This is a genomic window from Actinospineispora eucalypti, from assembly GCF_039543365.1.
Taxonomy (GTDB): Bacteria; Actinomycetota; Actinomycetes; order Mycobacteriales; family Pseudonocardiaceae; genus Pseudonocardia; species Pseudonocardia eucalypti.
Map to the genome: position 1 here is coordinate 18,167 of NZ_BAABJP010000065.1, position 19,410 is coordinate 37,576.

At 70.6% G+C, this 19,410-nt stretch carries 17 protein-coding genes and 1 tRNA gene; 12 read left to right on the forward strand and 6 right to left on the reverse strand.

The genetic code is table 11. The annotated features are described in order from the left end of the window. Positions 1-17 precede the first annotated feature (17 nt). Entirely contained in the window at positions 18-380 is a 363-nt protein-coding gene (gene aroH, locus ABEB12_RS39830; protein WP_185060758.1) for a chorismate mutase, read from the forward strand. Between the two features lie 861 nt (positions 381-1,241). Here the strand turns inward: aroH and ABEB12_RS39835 are convergent. The 3 genes from ABEB12_RS39835 to ABEB12_RS39845 form a co-directional block, all read right to left on the reverse strand. Then, positions 1,242-2,660, reverse strand: a complete 1,419-nt coding sequence (locus ABEB12_RS39835) for a glutamate decarboxylase (protein WP_185060759.1) — start codon at positions 2,658-2,660, stop codon at positions 1,242-1,244. A 17-nt stretch (positions 2,661-2,677) separates the two neighbouring features. Then, the gene (locus ABEB12_RS39840) at positions 2,678-3,961 is read right to left on the reverse strand and encodes an MFS transporter (protein WP_345703556.1); all 1,284 of its coding nucleotides are present in this window, start codon (positions 3,959-3,961) and stop codon (positions 2,678-2,680) included. A gap of 96 nt (positions 3,962-4,057) precedes the next feature. After that, positions 4,058-4,594 (reverse strand): MarR family winged helix-turn-helix transcriptional regulator, encoded by a 537-nt coding sequence (locus ABEB12_RS39845; RefSeq protein ID WP_345703557.1) that lies wholly within the window; start codon positions 4,592-4,594, stop codon positions 4,058-4,060. A gap of 138 nt (positions 4,595-4,732) precedes the next feature. On the opposite strand from ABEB12_RS39845, the gene cmk reads away from it, so the two are divergent. From cmk to ABEB12_RS39875, 6 genes are all read left to right on the forward strand, one after another. Continuing rightward, a complete protein-coding gene (cmk, locus tag ABEB12_RS39850) occupies positions 4,733-5,431 on the forward strand; it encodes a (d)CMP kinase (protein WP_185060760.1) in 699 nt (232 codons plus the stop codon). A 77-nt stretch (positions 5,432-5,508) separates the two neighbouring features. Then, the gene (locus ABEB12_RS39855) at positions 5,509-6,153 is read left to right on the forward strand and encodes a 1-acyl-sn-glycerol-3-phosphate acyltransferase (protein ID WP_185061388.1); all 645 of its coding nucleotides are present in this window, start codon (positions 5,509-5,511) and stop codon (positions 6,151-6,153) included. Then, on the forward strand, positions 6,150-7,577 hold the full coding sequence (gene der, locus ABEB12_RS39860) for a ribosome biogenesis GTPase Der (RefSeq protein ID WP_185060761.1): 1,428 nt from the start codon (positions 6,150-6,152) through the stop codon (positions 7,575-7,577). Before ABEB12_RS39855 ends, der begins: the two co-directional genes overlap by 4 nt. A gap of 124 nt (positions 7,578-7,701) precedes the next feature. Then, positions 7,702-8,364, forward strand: a complete 663-nt coding sequence (locus tag ABEB12_RS39865) for a response regulator (protein ID WP_185060762.1) — start codon at positions 7,702-7,704, stop codon at positions 8,362-8,364. Next, positions 8,361-9,623, forward strand: coding sequence for a histidine kinase (locus tag ABEB12_RS39870; protein WP_185060763.1), 1,263 nt, complete (start codon positions 8,361-8,363; stop codon positions 9,621-9,623). Before ABEB12_RS39865 ends, ABEB12_RS39870 begins: the two co-directional genes overlap by 4 nt. A gap of 97 nt (positions 9,624-9,720) precedes the next feature. Then, positions 9,721-9,794 (forward strand) — tRNA-Pro (locus ABEB12_RS39875). Positions 9,795-10,079: 285 nt separating this feature from the next. On the opposite strand, the gene ABEB12_RS39880 is transcribed toward ABEB12_RS39875, so the two are convergent. Both ABEB12_RS39880 and ABEB12_RS39885 read right to left on the reverse strand, forming a co-directional pair. Beyond that, positions 10,080-11,858 carry a prolyl oligopeptidase family serine peptidase gene (locus ABEB12_RS39880; protein WP_185060764.1) on the reverse strand — a complete coding sequence of 593 codons (1,779 nt, stop codon included), beginning with the start codon at positions 11,856-11,858 and terminating at the stop codon, positions 10,080-10,082. Continuing rightward, the gene (locus tag ABEB12_RS39885) at positions 11,855-13,117 is read right to left on the reverse strand and encodes a helix-turn-helix domain-containing protein (RefSeq protein ID WP_185060765.1); all 1,263 of its coding nucleotides are present in this window, start codon (positions 13,115-13,117) and stop codon (positions 11,855-11,857) included. Before ABEB12_RS39885 ends, ABEB12_RS39880 begins: the two co-directional genes overlap by 4 nt. Before the next feature lie 394 nt (positions 13,118-13,511). Here ABEB12_RS39885 and ABEB12_RS39890 point away from each other — a divergent pair, with 394 nt between their 5' ends. From ABEB12_RS39890 to ABEB12_RS39910, 5 genes are all read left to right on the forward strand, one after another. Next, entirely contained in the window at positions 13,512-14,711 is a 1,200-nt protein-coding gene (locus tag ABEB12_RS39890) for a DNA glycosylase family protein (protein ID WP_221497686.1), read from the forward strand. Next, positions 14,689-16,167, forward strand: coding sequence for a B12-binding domain-containing radical SAM protein (locus tag ABEB12_RS39895; protein WP_185060766.1), 1,479 nt, complete (start codon positions 14,689-14,691; stop codon positions 16,165-16,167). Before ABEB12_RS39890 ends, ABEB12_RS39895 begins: the two co-directional genes overlap by 23 nt. Further along, the gene (tmk, locus tag ABEB12_RS39900) at positions 16,164-16,799 is read left to right on the forward strand and encodes a dTMP kinase (RefSeq protein ID WP_185060767.1); all 636 of its coding nucleotides are present in this window, start codon (positions 16,164-16,166) and stop codon (positions 16,797-16,799) included. Before ABEB12_RS39895 ends, tmk begins: the two co-directional genes overlap by 4 nt. 63 nt (positions 16,800-16,862) lie before the next feature. Beyond that, a complete protein-coding gene (locus ABEB12_RS39905) occupies positions 16,863-17,324 on the forward strand; it encodes an NUDIX domain-containing protein (RefSeq protein ID WP_185060768.1) in 462 nt (153 codons plus the stop codon). 731 nt (positions 17,325-18,055) lie between these two features. Continuing rightward, positions 18,056-18,643 (forward strand): VOC family protein, encoded by a 588-nt coding sequence (locus ABEB12_RS39910; protein ID WP_221497687.1) that lies wholly within the window; start codon positions 18,056-18,058, stop codon positions 18,641-18,643. Here ABEB12_RS39910 and ABEB12_RS39915 read toward each other — a convergent pair. Next, positions 18,561-19,163 carry a nuclear transport factor 2 family protein gene (locus ABEB12_RS39915; RefSeq protein WP_185060769.1) on the reverse strand — a complete coding sequence of 201 codons (603 nt, stop codon included), beginning with the start codon at positions 19,161-19,163 and terminating at the stop codon, positions 18,561-18,563. The two genes, ABEB12_RS39910 and ABEB12_RS39915, sit on opposite strands and share 83 nt — an antisense overlap. Positions 19,164-19,410 lie beyond the last annotated feature (247 nt).

Here is a 19,410-nt window from a genome sequence, read left to right on the forward strand (position 1 = left end):
ACCGTATGGTGTCCTCCATGGCAGTGCGAGCCGTGCGCGGCGCAACTCAGGTGGACAACAACGCCCGGGAAGAAATCCTGGACGCCACCGCCGAGCTGGTGGCCGAGGTGCTCTACCGGAACGCGTTGACCCCGGACGACGTGATCTCCATCGTGTTCACCGCCACCCCCGATCTGACCGCCGAGTTCCCCGCGTACGCGGCGCGCAAAATGGGCCTGACCGACGTCCCGCTGATGTGCGCCACGGAGATCGCCGTACCCGGCGCCATGCCCCGGGTGCTGCGCCTTCTGGCGCACGTCGACACGGAACGGGCGCGCTCCGACATCCGCCACTGCTACCTGCGCGGCGCCGCCGCCCTCCGCACCGACCTCCCCAAATAGCCCCCCCGCCCCGACGCCGCACAGGAAACCGTGGTGCCGCACAGCTCGCACCATGGGCGGCGTCCGGCTTTCCTGTGCGGCGTCGGTGATCTGCTGCTCCCGTTCGGTCCAGCCCAACTCGACCCGGCCCGCCGACGTGCGGTCTAGATGTACTGCCCCGGGAGGTTGGTGTTGATCTTCAGGTGCGTCGGCCGCCGGTTCAAGACAGCTTGGACGGCGCGGTCGGGCGGTCTGCCGCGGCTTGGGTGCCGCCCTTTTGGGTTACGCCCGCTCCCGAGCCCTGGCGCGAGCCCGGATTCCGCACCTCGGTTACGGACCGTGGTCGAGTTGCGGGCGGCTGGCGCGGCCGGCTTCATCGAGCGCAACCTCAGTCCGGTGGATTCCATGATCGAAGGGGACTGAGCCAGCACTCGGTGAGTGACGGCAGCTCGAACCGTTCGGAAAGCCGCCCCGGCAGTCACGGTAAGTAGCGAAACCGAATCCGCAGGCCGCGCAACGGGCGGCACCCAAGCCGCGGCAGACCGCCCGGCCGCGCCGTCCAAGCTGCCTTGAACCGGCACCGCCTCAAACCGGCACGGCCGTCTGCCGGCACCGCCTCAAACCGGCACGGCCGTCTGCCGGCACCGCCTCAAACCGGCACGGCCGTCTGCCGGCACCGCCTCAAACCGGCACGGCCGCGACCCGGCATGGCCTCAAACCGGTATGGCCGCGACCCGGCGGCATGGCCGTAACCCGGCACGGCCCCGACCCGGCACCGCCCCGACCCGGCACCGCCGTAACCCGGCATGGCCGCTCCCAGCACAGCCGCGAACCGGCGGCGCTTCGGAGGTGCCGGACGGGGACCACCAGCCCGCCGGAGGGTCAGGTGGGGGTGGTGGTGCCGTGGGAGAAGGCGGCGGACTCGGGGCCTCGGGTGGGGGTGGATTGGGCGGATAGGCGGGGGAGGGCGCGGCGCAGGTCGCTGAGCAGCATCTCGGCCAGGTCGCGGCTGAAGCCGTTGCGCACCACGAAGCGCAGTACGGAGAGATCGGTCCGGTTGGGCGGGAAGGTGTACGCCGGCACCAGCCAGCCGCTCTCCCGCAGCGCGGCCGAGACGTCGAACACCGAGTAGCCGGTCACCTCGTCGCGCAGCGCGCAGGCGAACACCGGCAGCTGTGATCCGTCGGTGAGCAGCCGGAACGGACCGAGCGCGGCGATCTCCCCGGCCAGATGGGTGGCCACGTCCCGGCAGTGTTGCTGGGCCAGCCGGTAGCCGTCGAAGCCCAGCCGGATGAAGTTGTAGTACTGCGCGACCACCTGGGCGCCGGGGCGGGAGAAGTTGAGCGCGAAGGTGGGCATGTCCCCGCCGAGGTAGTTGACCCGGAACACCAGCTCCTCGGGCAGCGCGGCGGCCTCCCGCCAGACCACCCAGCCCACCCCCGGGTAGACCAGGCCGTACTTGTGCCCGGAGGTGTTGATCGAGGCCACCCGGGGCAGCCGGAAGTCCCACGGCAGCTCCGGATCCAGGAACGGCGCGATCATCGCGCCGGAGGCGCCGTCCACGTGCACCGGCACGTCCAGCCCGGTCCGCTCGCGCAGATCGTCCAGCGCCGCGCACACCTGGGCGACCGGTTCGTAGGCGCCGTCGAAGATGGAGCCGAGGATGGCCACGACGCCGATGGTGTTCTCGTCCACCAGCTTGACCGCCTCCTCGGCGGACAGGGTGAACCGGTCGCCGTCCATCGGCACGTAGCGCGGCTCGACCTCCCAGAACTCGCAGAACTTCTCCCAGCAGATCTGGACGTTGATGCCCATCACCAGGTTGGGCCGGTCCTCGGGCCGGCCGGCCGCCCGCCGCGCGTTCCGCCAGCGGCGTTTCAGCGCCAGCCCGGCCAGCATGCAGGCCTCGGAGGAACCGGTGGTGGAGCAGCCGACGGTGCCCTCCGGGTCCGGCGCGTGCCACAGCTTGGCGAGCATCCGCACGCAGCGCTCCTCCAGCTCGGCGGTGCGCGGGTACTCGTCCTTGTCGATCATGTTCTTGTCGAAGCAGTCCGACATCAACCGGGCGGCCTGTGGCTCCATCCAGGTGGTCACGAAGGTGGCCAGGTTGAGCCGCGCGTTGCCGTCCAGCATCAGCTCGTCGTGGGTGATCTGGTACGCCAGCTCGGGGTCCATGCCGAGCGCGGGCAGCTCGTCCCGGGGCACCCGCATCGGTTCCCGGCTGAACAGCGGGTTGATCGCCAGGTCGGCGCCGGCCCGGCGCTCCGGCCGGCCGGCGTTGGCGGGGTGGGTCAGCGGCATGTTCGCGACCGTAGCGGTCAGTCGTTCAGCTCCTCCAGGGTGCGGCCCGAGGTCTCCTCGCCGAGCAGCGCGGCGCCCGCCGCGACCACACCCAACACGCCGAGCAGCGCGAACACCGCCGCCGCCGGTGCCCCGGCGGACATCAGCGAGCCGACCAGCACCGGACCGACGATCATCCCCACCCGGCCGATCGCGCCGTGGAAGCTGATCCCGGTGCCCCGGCCGCGGGTCGGGTACAGCTCGGGGGTGTACAGGTACAGGCAGATCGTCGAGGCGTAGATGAAGAACGTTGCCAGCGTGCTCCAGACGACCACCGAGGCGCCCTGCCCGGCGCCGAGCGCGGCCAGCGCGAGCAGCGGCAGACCCGCGCCGGCCAACCCGGCCGCGATGCTGGCCCGCCGGCCGATCCGGTCGACGAGCAGCGCGACCGCGACGCAGCCGAGGAACCCGCTCAGGCTGCTGACCAGCGTGTAGTTGAGCGCCGTCCGGATCGGCAGGTGGTAGATCGACGTGTAGATGGTGGGCAGCCAGGTGGTCAGCCCGTAGTTGACCAGGAAGCCGGCGAACCAGAGCACCGCCAGTATCGCGGTGCGCCGCCGGTACCGGCCGCCGAACAGGTCGCGCACCCGTGCGGTTCCCTCCCGCTCGCCGGGCGCGTCGATCACCGGGGAAGGCTCCGGCAGCGGTGCACCCGTCGCCGCGCCGACCCGGTCCTCGATGGTGCGCATGGCGCGTTCCGCGCGCTCGGTGTCGCCCCGCGAGGCCAGCCACCGGGGCGACTCCGGTACCTCGCGGATCACCAGCAGGGCCAGGACGGCGGGCAGCGCGCCGATCAGGTACAGCGCCCGCCAGCCGAACGCCGGCACCACCACCGAGGCGATCAGCGCGGCGGAGCTCAGCCCGGCGGGGAAGGCCAGCTCGTAGAGCAGCACGAACCGGCCCCGGGCCCGCGCCTTGGCCAGCTCGTTGACGAACACGGCCGCCGCCGGCACCTCGCCGCCGATGCCCAGGCCCTGCACGAAGCGCAGTGCGGCGAACACCTCGATGTTGGGCGAGACCATCAGCAGCAGGCTGGCCAGCGCGGTGACCAGCATCGCCGCCACCACCACCCGGATGCGGCCGAAGCGGTCGGCGAGCACGCCGGTGAGCATTGCGCCGATCAGCATGCCGGCCGACCCGGTGGTCACCACCATGGTCAGCTCGACCGGCGTGAGCTGCCACTCCACCTTGAACAACGGCATGGAGTAGGCGACCAGCAGCTGGTCGAAGCCCTCGAAAAAAGTGGCGATGCCGAGCAGCACCAGGACCTTCCGCTGCCAGCCGGAGCCGGGCAGCCGCTCCAGCCGCGCGGAGATGTCGCGGATCGTGCCGGATCGCGCGCGTGGCGCGGACAGAGCTCAGTCCTCGGCGTGGGCGATCTTGGCCAGCTCCAGCGAGAGCTCCAGCCGGCTGAGCAGCTGGGCGAGCTGCTTGCGTTCGGTCATGGTGAGGCCGACCAGCATGCGCTGCTCGTTGCTGAAGTGGTCCTCCACCACGGCGTCGATCACCGCCAGGCCGGCGTCGGTGAGCCGCACGTACACCACCCGGCCGTCGTGCGGGTCACCCTCCCGGATCACCAGCCCGTCCGCCTCGAGCCGCTTCACCCGCAGCGTGATGCCGCCGGTGGTGACCAGGGTCTGGTTGGCCAGCTCGCCGGCGGTGCGGCGGAACGGCGGCCCGCTGCGGCGCAGCGCGGAGAGCACGTCGAACGCGGCCATGCTGATGCCGTGCTTCTCGAACACCGGCACGATGTGGTCGAGGTAGCGGTAGAAATCGCGGTGCAACCGGCCGAACACCGCCATCGCGGAAACGTCCACGTCCGGCCGCTGCTGGCGCCACTGCTCCATCAGCAGGTCGACGGCGTCCGGACCAAGCCGGTCGGTGCCACGGGCCACCGTGAACCTCCCGGGCCAAGCGCAGTGGTCGTCGTTGCGGGGGAAACCATAGCCGATGTGACGCCGCGTGTTGGTATTACGGCGAGCTTCGCGTCCCGGCCGTTACGCACGCCGTTCCACAGGGCACAATGGATACTCGTGGGTGGGCAGCGACTACGTGGAGTCATCGCGCTGGACGGGCCGTCCGGCACCGGCAAGTCGACGGCGGCGCGGCGCCTGGCCGAACGCCTCGGCGCGGCCTACCTGGACACCGGCGCGATGTACCGGGCGGCCACGCTGGCGGTGCTGCGCGCCGAGCTGGACCCGTCGTCCCCGGCCGCCGTGCCGACGGCGGTGGCCGCCGGGATCGCGGTGGGCACCGACCCGGTGCGGCCGACGGTGCGGCTGGCCGGTGAGGACGTCGCCGAGGAGATCCGGGGGCCGGAGGTGACCGGCGCGGTGAGTGCGGTCTCGGCGCACCAGCAGGTCCGGGACCGGTTGGTCGGCCTGCAGCGGGACATCATCCACGAGGCGGCGGCCGCCGGCGGCATCGTGGTGGAGGGCCGGGACATCGGCACGGTGGTCGCCCCGGACGCCCCGCTGAAGGTGTACCTGACCGCCTCCGACCGGGTGCGTGCCGGCCGCCGCGACGACCAGGACCGGCGGGCCGGCCGCACCACCGACCTGGCCAGCACGCTGGTCGCGGTGCGCCGCCGTGACGAGCTGGACTCCGGTCGCGCGGTGTCCCCGCTGCGCCCGGCCGCCGACGCGGTCACCCTGGACACCTCCGAGCTGGACCTGGACGGGGTGCTCGGCGCGCTGCTCGCGCTGGTCGCCGAGCGGGGCCTGGCGGACTGATCGCCACACCGGCACGGCACAATGGTTTTCCGTGGATAACGCGTGGTTGCGCCGGAGAGGTCGGCCAGGTGGCTGACATCGACCGGCAGCTGCCCGCCGACAGCTGGCCCGTGCTGCACGACCTGGCCCGCTGGCTGGCCACCTGGCTGTTCCGGCCGGCCTTCCGGCTGCGCCTGTACAACGCGGCGAACGTACCGGCCAGCGGGCCGGTGGTGCTGGTGGCCAACCACAGCTCACTACTGGACGGGCCGCTGCTGCTCGGCATCCCCCGACGGCGCTCGGTCTTCCTGATCAAGGTCGAGATGTTCACCGGCGTCCGGGGCTGGTTCCTGCACCGGATCGGCCAGCTGGCCGTCCGGCGGGACGTGCCGGACCGGGCCCCGCTGCTCGCGGCGCAGGCGCTGCTGCGGGCCGGTGGCCTGGTCGCGGTGTTCCCCGAGGGCACCCGGGGGGATGGTGACTCCGCCTCCGCGCGGGGTGGCGCCGCCTGGCTGGCCCGGAGCACCGGCGCCGTCGTGGTGCCGGTGGCCTGCCGGGGCACCCGCCGCCCGGAGGACGCCGGCCGCCGGTTCCGCCCCCGGGTGGACATCCTGGTGGGGGAGCCCTTCCAGGTGAGCACCGAACGCGGGAGGGCCGGCCTGGCCACCGCGACCGAGCAGGTCCGGTCCGCGCTGGCCGACCTGGTCGCCGAAGTCGATGAGTTGCGCGGGATTGTGAAATGAGTACCGAGGACACCGAGACCGAGACCTGGTCGGACGAGGCCGAGTTCGCGCTCGCCGAACAGGCGGACGACGCGGCCGGCGAGGCCACCGAGGCCGCCCCGCCCGCCCCGGTCCTTGCCGTGGTCGGGCGCCCGAACGTGGGCAAGTCCACCCTGGTCAACCGCCTGATCGGGCGCCGGGAGGCGGTCGTGCAGGACGTGCCCGGGGTGACCCGGGACCGGGTCGCCTACGACGCGCAGTGGAACGGCCGACGGTTCACCCTGGTGGACACCGGCGGCTGGGAACCGGACGCGCGCGGGCTGCGGGCGGCCATCGCCAACCAGGCCGAGCTGGCCATGGAGACCGCCGACGCCATCCTGCTGGTGGTGGACGCCCAGGTCGGCGCGACCGCCACCGAGGAGGCCGTGGCCCGCACGCTGCGCCGGTCCGACCGGCCGGTGCTGCTCGCCGCGACCAAGGTGGACGACGAGCGCCTGGTCGCCGACACCGCCTCGCTGTGGTCGCTCGGCCTCGGCGAGCCGATGCCGGTGAGCGGCCTGCACGGGCGGGGCTCCGGTGACCTGCTGGACGCCATCCTGCGCGCGCTGCCGGAGACGCCCAGGGAGGTGGTCGGGGCCCGGGCCGGCGGCCCGCGCCGGGTCGCCCTGGTCGGCAAGCCGAACGTGGGCAAGTCCAGCCTGCTCAACCGGCTCACCGGCGAGCAGCGGTCGGTGGTCGACTCGGTGGCCGGCACCACCGTCGACCCGGTCGACTCGCTGGTCGAGCTGGACGGGCAGACCTGGCGCTTCGTGGACACCGCCGGCCTGCGCAAGCGGGTCCGCACGGCCAGCGGCATGGAGTACTACGCCAGCCTGCGCACCCGTTCGGCGATCGAGGCCGCCGAGGTGGCCGTGGTGCTGGTGGACGCCTCCGAGCCGATGGCCGAGCAGGACCAGCGGGTGATCAGCATGGTCGAGGAGTCCGGCCGGGCGCTGGTGCTCGCGTACAACAAATGGGACCTGGTCGACGAGGACCGCCGGCTGGCCATGAAGCGCGAACTGGAGCGCGACCTGGTCCGCGTGCAATGGGCCGAGCGGGTGAACGTTTCCGCGCTCACCGGGCGGGCGGTCAGCAAGATCGCGCCCGCGCTGCGCACCGCGCTGGAGTCTTGGGACCGGCGGATTCCGACCGGCGTGCTGAACGGCTGGCTGTCCGACGTGATCGCCGCGACCCCGCCGCCGGTGCGCGGCGGCAAGCAGCCGAAGGTGCTGTTCGCCACCCAGGCGCAGGCGCGGCCGCCGACATTTGTGCTGTTCACGACGGGTTTCCTGGAAGCCTCCTATCGCCGGTTCATCGAGCGGCGGCTGCGCGAGGACTTCGACTTCGTCGGCAGCCCGATCCGCATTGCGATGCGGGTGCGCGAGAAGCGGCAACGCAACCGCTAAGAAACCGTTCGGATTCGCGGCCGTTCGGGGAGCACCGTCATCTCGATCTTCCTTTGTGCCCGCACCGGGTTGTAGACAGTAGGATGTCAGCACTTTCGCGGCCCCGACATGGCAGGAGGTCGGCATGACTGCCCGCCCGCACGATTCGCCGGTGCGAATTGTGCTGGCCGACGACGAGCCGTTGTTGCGCGCCGGCCTGCGCGTGGTGCTCGAGGCGGAGGGTACCGTCGAGGTGGTCGCCGAGGCGGCGGACGGGGCCGAGCTGCTGGAGGCCGTGCGCCGGCACCGGCCGCAGGTCGTGCTGGTCGACGTCCAGATGCCCGGAGTGGACGGGTTCGCCGCGCTGCGCGCGCTGAGCAAGGAGCCCGACCCTCCGCCGGCCGCCGTGCTGACCACCTTCGACCTGGACGGCTACGTCAGCGAGGCGTTGCGCATCGGCGTGCAGGGCTTCCTGCTCAAGGACGCCGAACCGGCGGCGCTGGTGCGTGCCGTGCTCGACCTGGCCGCCGGGGGAGCGGTGCTGGATCCCCGGATCACCGCCCGGTTGCTGCCCCGGTTCGTGGCCGGTGGCACGGGACCGGCGCCGGCCCAGCTGGACGAGCTGACCCTGCGCGAGCGGCAGGTGCTCACCCAGATCGCCTCCGGCCACTCCAACGCGGCGATCGGTGAGAACCTGGGGCTGGCCGAGGCGACCGTGAAGAAGTACGTTTCCGCCGTGTTGGCCAAACTGGGCGCGCAGAACCGGGTACAGGCAGCGCTGCTGGCTCAGGGCTTAGGTGTGGGATGAGCAACCGCACACCGACCGTCCCGGGGCGTAGGACCTGGCAGCTGCTGGTGCTGTCGGTGGTGATCCCGGCCGCGGTGGTGTGCCTGTCCGGGCCGGGGCCGTTCCGCTGGTCGATGGCCGCGGCGCTGGGGGCCTGCCTGATCCTGCCGCTGCGCTACGTGCGGCCCCGGCTGGTCCTGTTGGCCTGCCTGCCCGGCTTGGCCGGCGGCCTGGGCTGGCCGGCGGCCATGGTGAGCCTGTACGCGATCGGCCGGGCCACCGGGCGGCGGATGCCGACCATGCCGTGGATCGCCCTGTGCGCCGCCACCTCCTTCATCGCGGTGCTGCTCTCCGAGTCGCTGTCCTGGCAGCGGATCCTGGTCACCGCGGTCGCCTGTGGGGTGTACAGCCTCGCGCCGGCGGTGCTCGGGCTGCTCATCACCACCCGGGAGCAGCTGCAGTCCAGCCTGCGTGACCTGGAGGCCGCGCGGGAGGCCACGGTGGCGGCGCGCGAGGAGGTCGCCAGGGCCGCCGAGCGGGACCGGATCGGCCGGGAGATCCACGACGCGGTTGGCCACCACGCCACGATGATCGCGGTTGGCGCCGCCGCACTGGCCGCGACCAGCAAGGACGAGCAGACCCGGGAGACCGCCGAGCGGCTGCGCGTGCTGGCCAAGCGGGCGCTCGCCGAGATGCGCGCCGCGCTGGGCCTGCTCGGCACCGACTCGGAGCTCAGCTCCGGCATCGCCGCGCTGCCCGAACTGGTCGCCCGGGCGCGGGAGTCCGGCATGAAGGTCGAACTGATCGGGGCGGGCAAGCTCGGCGACGACATCCCGCTCGGCGTGGAACGGACGGTCTACCGGCTGATCCAGGAGACGCTGACCAACGCGGCCAAGCACGCCGAGGGCGCCGAGGTGGAGGTGCGCCTGGAGCGGTGGGCCACCGAGCTTCGGGTCACCGTCACGAACGGTCCGCCGCCCCGCCCCAAGATGACGATCACCACCGGCCGCCCCGGGGGTGGCCTCGCCGGCCTGGCCGAGCGGATCGGCGTGCTCGGCGGCCGCCTGCGCGCCCGCCCGACCAGCAAGGGCGGCTTCTCCGTGCAGGGCCGGCTGCCCTGCCCGCCGCTGCCCTGGCACGTGGCCGCCCCCGGCGCGCTGCGCAACACCGGCGCCCCGACCAGGGCCGCACGCCCCGAGGGTGAGCTAAGGGATACCAAAGTCGCCTCAAGTCGGGCAACCAACGACGGTAGTGTCACGCGGGCCGCCCGCGCACACTGATCGCGCACTACTAGGTACATGTACGAGGGGTCGCCACGACCGGTTGTCCCGGCCTCCCGCGCCTGCGGTAGGCTACCGATTGCCCCTCGGGGGCAACCGGGACGTGGCGCAGCTTGGTAGCGCACTTGACTGGGGGTCAAGGGGTCGCAGGTTCAAATCCTGTCGTCCCGACGGTTCGGCGAAGGCCCGTTGAACTGGTGGAAACACCAGGTCAGTGGGCCTTTCCCGTACCTGAGAACGATCACCGCTCGCGCTCAGATTTCATGATCGTTTCCTGTTATATGGAGCGAATCTGGAGCGACCGCTGTTATCAGCCGTAATGGGGTCAGGATTTGGCGATTTTTGTGGCGCAGTTCACATGATCAGATGCAATGGGTCTGAACTGGCTACAACCCGCTCGAATCTGGGACAACTCGAAGACTGGTGCTGAGTCCTGTTTCGGTGGGGCGCCGCTGGTCAGTGTTTGAGGTGGCGTTTGAGGTGGGCAAGCTCGGCGTGTAGGGCGTGGGTTATGTGTGCGGGGTGGCGTAGTCCGTGGGCCTCGTCGGTATAGGTGATGAGTGTGGCGTGCGGTTGTTGGGCGGCGAATTCGCGGACGTCGTTGATCGGGGTGACGGTGTCGTTTTCGCCGTGGATCAGGTGGATGGGAGCGGACGCGGGGGAGAGCCGGTCGGGGCTCTGGGGTGGGGTGAGCAGTGTGGCGTGGTGGGCCTGGAATTTGGGGGCGGTGTGTGCCCAGGTGGCGGGGTCGATGACGGCGTGTCGGACGCAGCCCGCGCGGAAGATGTCGGTGGTTGCGAGTGCCCGTAATGCGGTGTAGGCGCCTGCTGAGGAGCCGCAGATCGCTACCCGGTTCGGGTCGACGCGTCCTGACTTGGTGAGGTGGGTGACCGCGTGGATGCAGTCGGTGACGTCGATTCGGCCCCATCGGTGTCGGAGCGCGTTGCGGTAGGTGCGTCCGTATCCGGTGCTGCCGCGGTAGTCGACGTCGAGAACGGCGTAGCCGTGGCTGGTGAAGAACAGCACCCAGGGGTCGAGGCGTAGGTGTGTGTTGCTGGTGGGGCCGGGGTGTGCGCGCACCAGCAGTCCTCGAGCGGCGGTGGTCGGTGGGTGGAGCACGGCGTGGGCGTGGCTGTTGTCGCGGGTGGGGAACTGGATCAGTTCGGGGGACTTGTCGGGTGTGGCGTGGGGGCTGTGGATGGGGGTGGTGAGTTCGCGGTGCGCGCCGGTGCGGATGTCGATCACGGCGACGGCGGGGGTTTGGGTCGGGGTGGCGCCGATGGCGGCGAGGTGGTGGCCGTCAATCGCGAGATAGGGCTTGAAGCTCGTGTAGGACACGGGTAGCTGGACGAGGGCGCCGTCGCTGTCGGTGAGGGCGAGCCAGGTTCGGGGGCCTTCCTGCGCGGTGACGGCGACGCGCTGGTCGGGCAGCGGCTGATAGCTGGCGTAGCCGAACTCCCACATAGCGGGGCCGAGCTCGGCCTCGCACGCGATGACGGGCTCGACGTGGCCGTCGCGGTGTCGGTAGAGGTTGGCCCAGCCGGTTCGGTCGGACAAGAAATACAGGACGCCGTCGGGGCTGTAGCGGGGTTGGCTGATCGCCTCGTCGGCTGATCCGCCGACCAGGGCCGTGGGACCGATGGTGGCGTCGGGCCGGAGATCGGCGGTCCATAGGCGGGTGCCGTCCCAGGGCATGTTGGGGGCGTTCCAGGTGATCCAGGCCAGCTTGGTGCCGGTCGAATCGATGGCGGGGGACGAGTAGAAGTCCGCCCCAGAAGCGATTACTTGCGGCTGCCCGGGACGGTCTGCCGGCAGGGAGACGAGCTCGTTGATGACCTCGGCGCCGGTATGGCGTTCCCGGACGCAGACCAGCCGCCGGTTGTCGGGGCTGAGATGAAGGTCGCCGTGCCGATGTTCGCCGTCAGTGACTTCGGGAGTGAGCGGGGTGAGCGCGCCGCCGTCTGCCCGCCAGATGCGTTGGTCGTCCGCGTGGACGAACCACACCACGCGATCATGGACGACATATGCGCCGCCGCCGTACTCGTGCACGGTCGAGGCCACGTGAATCCCGGGCGGGAGGACACTGCCGGTGCGGCCGTTGTGCCAGGTCACGAGTACGTCGCCGCTGGCGCGGCGTTCAATCCAGTAGAGGCGCCCGTCGGCCGCGGTGAGCGCGTCGAGCGCGATCGCGGAGGGTATTTCACCGCTGTCGCGCGATTGTGGTGTGCCGGTCATCGGTCGTGGTGGATGGCGTGCGCCTGATCGTCGAGCGCCCGCGCGGCCGCGTGTACCCCGGCCTGGGCGAAGGCGTCGCGCAATGCCCGCGCCGCGCCGAGTCCCGCGGCGGAGCCACGGCGGGCGAAGGTGTCGAGGGCGGCGCCGCCCAGTCGGAGTGCCTCCTGCGCGTCGCCGCATGCCAGGTGCGCATGCGCCATCCCGATCTGGATCCGGGCTTTGCGCCGGTCGCAGGATGAAGGGAGGCGGTCCAGCGCCTCGCGGAAGTCGGCGATGGCGTCGCGGGGCTGGTTGAGCGTGAGGTGGCAGTTGCCGGCGTGCGCGGCGAGGCTGCCCTCGTCGAACTCGTACATCCAGGGGTCGGCGCCGTCCGGGCGCGGTTGGGTGAGCCATTCCCGTGCTTGGTGGATCGCCTTGCGCGCGGCGGCGGGTCGCGCGGTTCGGGCGAGCGCGTCGGCCCGCAGGATCGTGAGCCAGGAGCGGGTTGTGGGTGAGAGCGACCTGGGGATGGTGTCGATGGCTTCGCTGAGGTGAGTGAGCGCGCGATCGGGATGTCCGAGCTGCGCGGCGACGAGACCTTGGTAGCCGTTGATGTAGCAGCTCAGTCCTTGGTCGCCGGCTTCGCCGACGGCGTCGGTGGCGTGGGCATAGCTGTGGCCGCTGCTGACGGGGTCGCCGAGGTCGAACCACAACCACGCGGCGAACCCGGCGGCCTCGCCGGCCGCCGATCCGAGCCGCCGCCGCAGTCGGCCCTCTTGGTGGTTGCGCAGCAGCGTGGTCAGCAGAGCGAGGTGGGCCTGAACGTGCGTGAGCATCTCCGTCGAGGACAGCTCGTGATAGAGGTGACGTTGCCGGTCGGTGATCTGCTCCAGGTCATCGACCACGGCTTCGGAGATGCGTGAGGAGCGGCGCCCGGCGTCGGCCAGCCGCTCCCAATCCACCCCTGACTCACCACCGGGATTAGCCGGACCGGTATGCGGGGCTGGTTGATCAGCCGACGCCGCGCGCCGTGTGCGCAGGTTGTGGCTGCGGATATGCGCTTGTTCGCGGATCACCGCGGCGAGCATGACAATCAGCTGGCCGTTGGTCAGCAGCGCCGCGTCACACGCGGCGATCATGGACTCCGAGGGCACCACGGCCGCGCGTTCCACCGCGCCGAGGTGCTGAGCCGAATACCCGGTGCGCCGACCAAGCTCGTGCAGGGTCCAGCCCCGTTCGTTCCGGTACGTGCGCAGCCGAACCCCCAGCGCGGCAAGCACCGACCGCGAACCATCCTGCGGCTTGGCCGGCCGGCCGGCGCGCCGACGGGCCGACCCGCTCGATGACCGGTCCGAGCCCGCTTCCCTCGCAGCCACCTGCCGACCCCCTTGTTCGCTCGCCGCAATTTGCTGGTCGTTGCGAGCAAATCCACCCGGTTTGTTGGCTAGTCCTCATGGTCCGAATACACACCCACCACCGGTGGACACGTCACCGGGGAAATGATCTCCCAGCGCGGGCGCCCCGCGCCAAACCATACGCGCGTGACCGGCGCTGCACGGGCGAACACAACCTTCGGGTGGGCCGCGGGCAAGGTGACTCACCTGGGAAGGCCGCGCAGTGTGGTGGGTTTCCCCGTGCGCGCGTTGCAACACCAGCCGAGGCGTACGGATGATCATGGCTGATCATCCGTCGGTAGATCAGGCGTACCAGCTGCTTGTCTCACGGGAGGACCGTCGCTATCACGCGGTGTGGGATCGGGAGATCTTCGTGCTCGCCGGCCCGGATCGGGGTGTGTTGCCGTCGGCGGTGTGCGGGCGCGGTGGTTGCGAGCCCTACGACGAGTCGGGCATGTCGCGCCCGCGGGCCTGTAGCGAGTGCTTCCCGTGGCTACGGGCGAACGCTCCGGAAGCGACATGCGTCGGTGCCCCGCGCCGCAACCTTGCCGTGCACCGCGAGACCGGCGTGCACCGGTCGTGGGTGGTTCGTGCTGGGATGGCGTCCCCGCCGGCTGATCTGGCCGGCCCGCTGGAGAGGACCCCTGCCGTGGTTGATGGTGTGCGGGTTGGCATGGTCATGACCGAGCACCCCGGTTGGAGTTGGCAGGGCGGCAGCTGGTTGCGGGCGGTCCGCTCCGACGATTCGGTGTGGGTGCTCACGGCCGCACCCGCGGCTCAGGGCATCGGTGACGTGGCCGCGCACGCCGTGCGCACCGGCGGTGTGGGGCAGCTGCCCGCGATGGACGTGTACAACCCGCGCGAGCTGATCGATCCGGCCTCCGTGGTGGCCGGCTTGAGGGGGTTGGGGCCGGTGGCGCGCTGGCGCAACCCGGAGGTGTGGGATGCGTTGGCGACAGCGGTGTTGCGGCAGGTGATCCGCGCCGGGCAGGCCCGGAAGCTGTATCAGGCGTTCAGCCAGGCCCACGGCGAACCCATCGACACCCCGATCGGCGGGGTGTGGGTGTTCCCGACCCCCAGCGTGGTGCTGGGTCTGCCGGATGGGGAGTTCTCCCGGCTCGGGTTGGCGTTCAAACGCCCGACACTGCGCGCCGCCGCCGAGGCGGTCCTGGCGTTCGGCGAGAAATGGGCCGGGTTGACGCCGGCCGAGTTGGCGGTCGAGCTGCGGTCGGTGCCCCGGGTGGGGCCGTGGACCGCCGGCGCCGCGGTGGCGGATCTGTCCAACAACTACGCGCTGTACCCGTACGCCGACCTGGCGGTGCGGACCTGGGCCGCTCGGCTAGCGCCCGAGCAGATGTGGCCGAAGGCCGAGGACGACTTCGCCCGGGTGTGGTCGCGGCTTGCCGGCGACCGGCTCGGCGCGTGGACTTTGCTGACCCTGGCTTGGGGGAATCGACATGTCAACGGAGCAGGGCTCTGACCTGATCACCACCCTGATCGCGGGTCTCGACCCGGCCCGGGCGGTGGATGCGGTGTTCGTCAACGCACCCCTGCGCGACTACGCGCGGCGGCCGAGGGTCAACGACTTCACCCTCCCGGTGCTGGGTATGGCGTATCTGGCCACCTACGCCACTGCCCGCGGCTTCAACGTCGGCGTCCTGGACGCCGAGGCCTACGGCCTGGCCGTGCGCGACACCGTCGCGCTGGTCAACCAGGTGGCGCCTCGGTGGGTGGGTTTCAACCTGCTCGCCCCGACCTACGAGATCAGCGCCCACATCGCCCATGCGCTGGCTCCTGGGATCAACGTCATGCTCGGTGGGCACCAGGCCAAGGCCATGCCGCTGGAGATCCTCACCGACCCGCGCATGCGCGGATGCGCCGCGCTGGTGCTCGGCGAAGCGGAGACCCGGGTCGCCGAGCTACTGGCCGATGACAACGCCCGGGAACGGCTACCCGGTGTGATGTGGCTCGACGCGCGCACTCAACGGCCCCGGATCGGGGTCGCCGACGCGAGCGCGGCCGCGTTCCTGGCTCCGGATGTGAATGCTCTGCCGTTCGTCGACCGCACGTTTCTCGCTGACGACCCCCATTTCGCCGGCGGGCGGTGGGAGGCGAACCTGGTCGGCGCGCGGGGCTGTCCGTACAACTGCTCGTTCTGCGGGGCCGCTGTCTCGGCCAACCCCGACATCACCATCCGCACCCGCCACCCGGACAACATCCTCGCCGAGATGACCCACCTACGAAGTGAAGGAGTGGCGGCGTTTCGGTTCGTCGATGACCTGTTCCTCGGCGCCCGCCGCGTGATCGAGCAGATGATGACCGCGTTCACCAGCGAACACATCGGTGACTGGGCGCAATGGGACGCCACCGGCCGGATCAACGTCCTGCACCGTGCCACCGACACCACCCTGGACACCCTCGCCGACAACGGCCTGCGCGAGGTCGCACTGGGCATCGAGTCCGGCAGCCCACGCATGCTCGACCTGATCGACAAACGTATCCGCCCCGACATGACCCGCACCGTCGTCCGCCGCCTCGCCGAACGAGGCATCAACGTCAAGGGCTACTTCATCCTCGGCCTACCCACCGAAACCGCCACCGAGATCGATACCACCGTCGCGCTCGTCCGGGAACTCTGGGACACCACCGAGCCGCTGCCGGGGCGGTTCCGCGCCTCGGTGTTCGAGTACCGCCCCTACCCCGGCACCCCGGACTGGCAGCGCCTGATCGCCACCGGCCGCTACACCCCGGTCCAACTGCTCGACTACCAACCGATCGACCTCACCAGCGACGGCCTGGACGAATCGATGCGCGGCCGCGACGAGTTCAACTTCTCCGTCAACCTCCCGCTCGCCGACGCCCCGCTCGACTACATCCGCGACCAACTCGTCGCTCTCACCCGCGACCAACACGCCCGCACCACCGTTCCCGCATGAGCCGCCGGGGTTTGTTCGTCACCGTCGACGGACCCGGCGGCGCCGGCAAGACCACCACCGTCGCCGAACTCCACCGCCAACTCTCCGACGTCGGCTACTCGGTGCACGCCACCACCGAACCTTCACACCACACCCTCGGCGTGCTCGCCCGCCAGCACACCGACATCTACCACGGCTACGCCCTGGCCTGCCTGGTCGCCGCCGACCGCTACCACCACCTCGCCACCGAAATCCGCCCCGCCCTCGCCGCCGGCCGCATTGTGCTCTGTGACCGCTACGTGCCCTCCTCCTACGTCCTGCAACACCTCGACGGCGTCCCCACCGCCTTCATCGCCACCCTCAACACCGCCACCGACACCCCCGACCTGGCGGTGCTGCTCACCGCCGACCCCGAACACACCACGGACCGCATCGCCCGCCGTGGTGCCCACAGCCGCTTCGAACACTCCGGCCTGCAAGGCAGCCAAGCCGAAACCCACCTCTACCGAGCCACCACAACCCGCCTTCGCGAACTCGGCTATCCACTGCACATCTTCGACACCACCGACACCCCAGCGGACCAAATCGCCGCGCGCATCGCCGATCGGGTCGTCGCGCTCGCCGGCCCGCCCACCCAGCGCGCGGGCGCGTAAGCTCCCCGCCACACACCGCGCCCACTCCCCAAGCGCGGCACCCGATGCGGCGAGGACACCCCGATGCCCGACCGACACCTCATCGACGTGCACGTTCTACTCGTCAGCGACGGCCACGTGCTGCTCACACAGCGCCGCGACCCCAACCCCGAGTTCGACGGCCGATGGCACCTACCCTCCGGCAAACTCGACGCCGGCGAATCCGTCCTACACGCCGCCGCCCGCGAAGCCGAAGAAGAAGTCGGTGTCCTCATCGACCCCGCCGACCTGCACCACACCCACACCACCCACGTCAACGGCTCCGGACCCGAACCCCGCCTCGGCCTGTTCTTCCACACCCACCACTGGATCGGCGAACCCACCAACCGCGAACCTGACAAATGCGCCGACGTCCGCTGGTTTCCCCTCCACAACCTGCCTGACCAACTCATCAAATATCCTGCCGAAGGCATCCACGCCTACACCGCCGGCACCACCTTCAGCACCCACGGCTGGCCGCTCTACCCGATACGTGCTGGCGTATAGATCCGCACGCCCGTGCCGGTCGACAGGTTGCGCCGCAGCCGGGGTTTGGATCTGTATCCGGCCTACAGGCGGATGGCCGCAGCGAGCGAAGCCAGTCTCGCCGGTCTGCGGCGGGGTGATCACGGACCGGCATGATGAGCCTGCCGACGCGGTCCCTGGTACGGGAGCTCGCCCAACCCGCTGATTAAGAGCGCTCTGTGCCGTTTCGGCAGGTCTGGTCCGGTGGGCTGTGCTGTTGGTGTTGGTCGGTGTTGCACGCTGTCGGTCTTCTCGGGCGCGCCTCGGGCGCGTGGAATGCTTGTTCGTCCGCCGGTTCACCTCGGAGGACGGGCGTGTGACCTGGGTGGCTCTTGGTGTCTCGGGCACACCTCGGGCGCGATGGCTTTTGCTGCCTGCGAAACGGACGACGAACTCCCGGCCGCTACGTGAGTCCCCCTATCTCGATCACAATCCGTCACGGGCCGATGATGAACGGTATAGACACGCGATCGGTTGGGAGGTGCCAACGCCAAGGCACTGTCTGCGGCAGCCGAGGAACTGTCTGCGGCAGCCGGGGCAGCCGAGGAACTGTCTGCGGCAGCCGGCGTCCCGGTCCGCCGGCCCAGCGAGGAACAGTGCTAGGCCACCCGGGTGAGGGACCTGATCGGGTTCACCGACCCGGCCGGGTTCGAGCTGCGGCAGCCGGCGTCCCGGTCCGCCGGCCCAGCGAGGAACAGTGCTAGGCCACCCGGGTGAGGGACCTGATCGGGTTCACCGACCCGGCCGGGTTCGAGCACGAGCTGTGCTACGGCCAGCTGGTGGTGCCCGGCTCGTTCCGGCCGGGGCGGGCAATGTCCGGTTTCGTCACCGCCGGCCAGGGACTGGGACACATCGTTCTGATCGTGCCCGACCTGGCCGAGTCGCTGGACTTCTACCGTGGCGCACTCGGCTTCCGGGTCAGCGACGAGATCGACATGCACGGAAACCGGTTGGTCTTCTTCCACGTCAACCCGCGCCACCACAGCCTGGCCATCATGGGCATGCCCGGCCTGCACCACCTGATGCTCCAGGTCGGCGGCGTGGACGACGTCGGCGTGGCACACGACCTCTGCCCGGACCGGGGTGTGCCGATCGCGATGACGCTCGGCCGGCACACCAACGATCGGATGCTCAGCTTCTACCTGCGCTCACCCAGCGGTTTCGAGATCGAGTACGGCTGGGGCGCGGACACCGTGGACGACGAGGACCGGTGGGTGGTCACGCACATGCGGAGCACCAGCATCTGGGGGCACCGGCCGGGCGATGCGCGCGAGCCGGGCTGCGTGGAGCCGGTGGCCTGAGCCGCCTCGAGACGGCCCAGGCCCCGAGCTCAGCTGCCCGTGGCGCCGTAGGTGAGTTTGTCCGCGTCACCGGCATTGAGCGCCTCGGTAACCCGGCTGAGGTCCAGGATGCGCGACTCGTGTAGTGCACGTACTTCCAGCCGTCCTCGGACCGGCGCAGCACGATCGAGGCCCGGAACGGCGCGACATAGAGGTGCTCGCTGCCCGGGAACTTCGCCGAGGCCAGCGCGCTGAGGTAGGCGGTGGCGAGATCCCCGTGCACGTGGATGCGGATGTCGATGTCCTCGACCTTGGCGATGCCGTCGAGGGTGGGCGGCACCTGCTCGTACCAGTAGGTCTTGATCTCCTCGTATGTCCCGAGCGCCCGGGCGTTCTCCTCCGACTGGTACACGATGTCCGGGTAGTCCCTCGGCCAGAACGTCATCATCGTCTCGGAGTCGACCACGCGGAACGCCTCGATCCACCGCCGCAGCATTGCCGCGATGTCGGCGGCGTCGTTGGAGCCCTCGTTGTTCGCCATTGTGTTCCTTTCAGCCGACCCGGCCCGGGACCGCGAGGTCTTTGGGGATGACGCTGTTGCGCATGGTGAAGTGGGGAATGACGTACTTACCCCACCGTTCGAGTTGTTCCATGATTCCCGCGTGGGAGTGTCCGTCGATGCGGAATCCCACGTCGTCGTAGCCGAGCTGACCGCCCACCCCGGCCGCGCACTGCGCATGAAGCGTTGGCACCTCGGCGGGCTGGACGCCGACACCCCGACCGCGGGC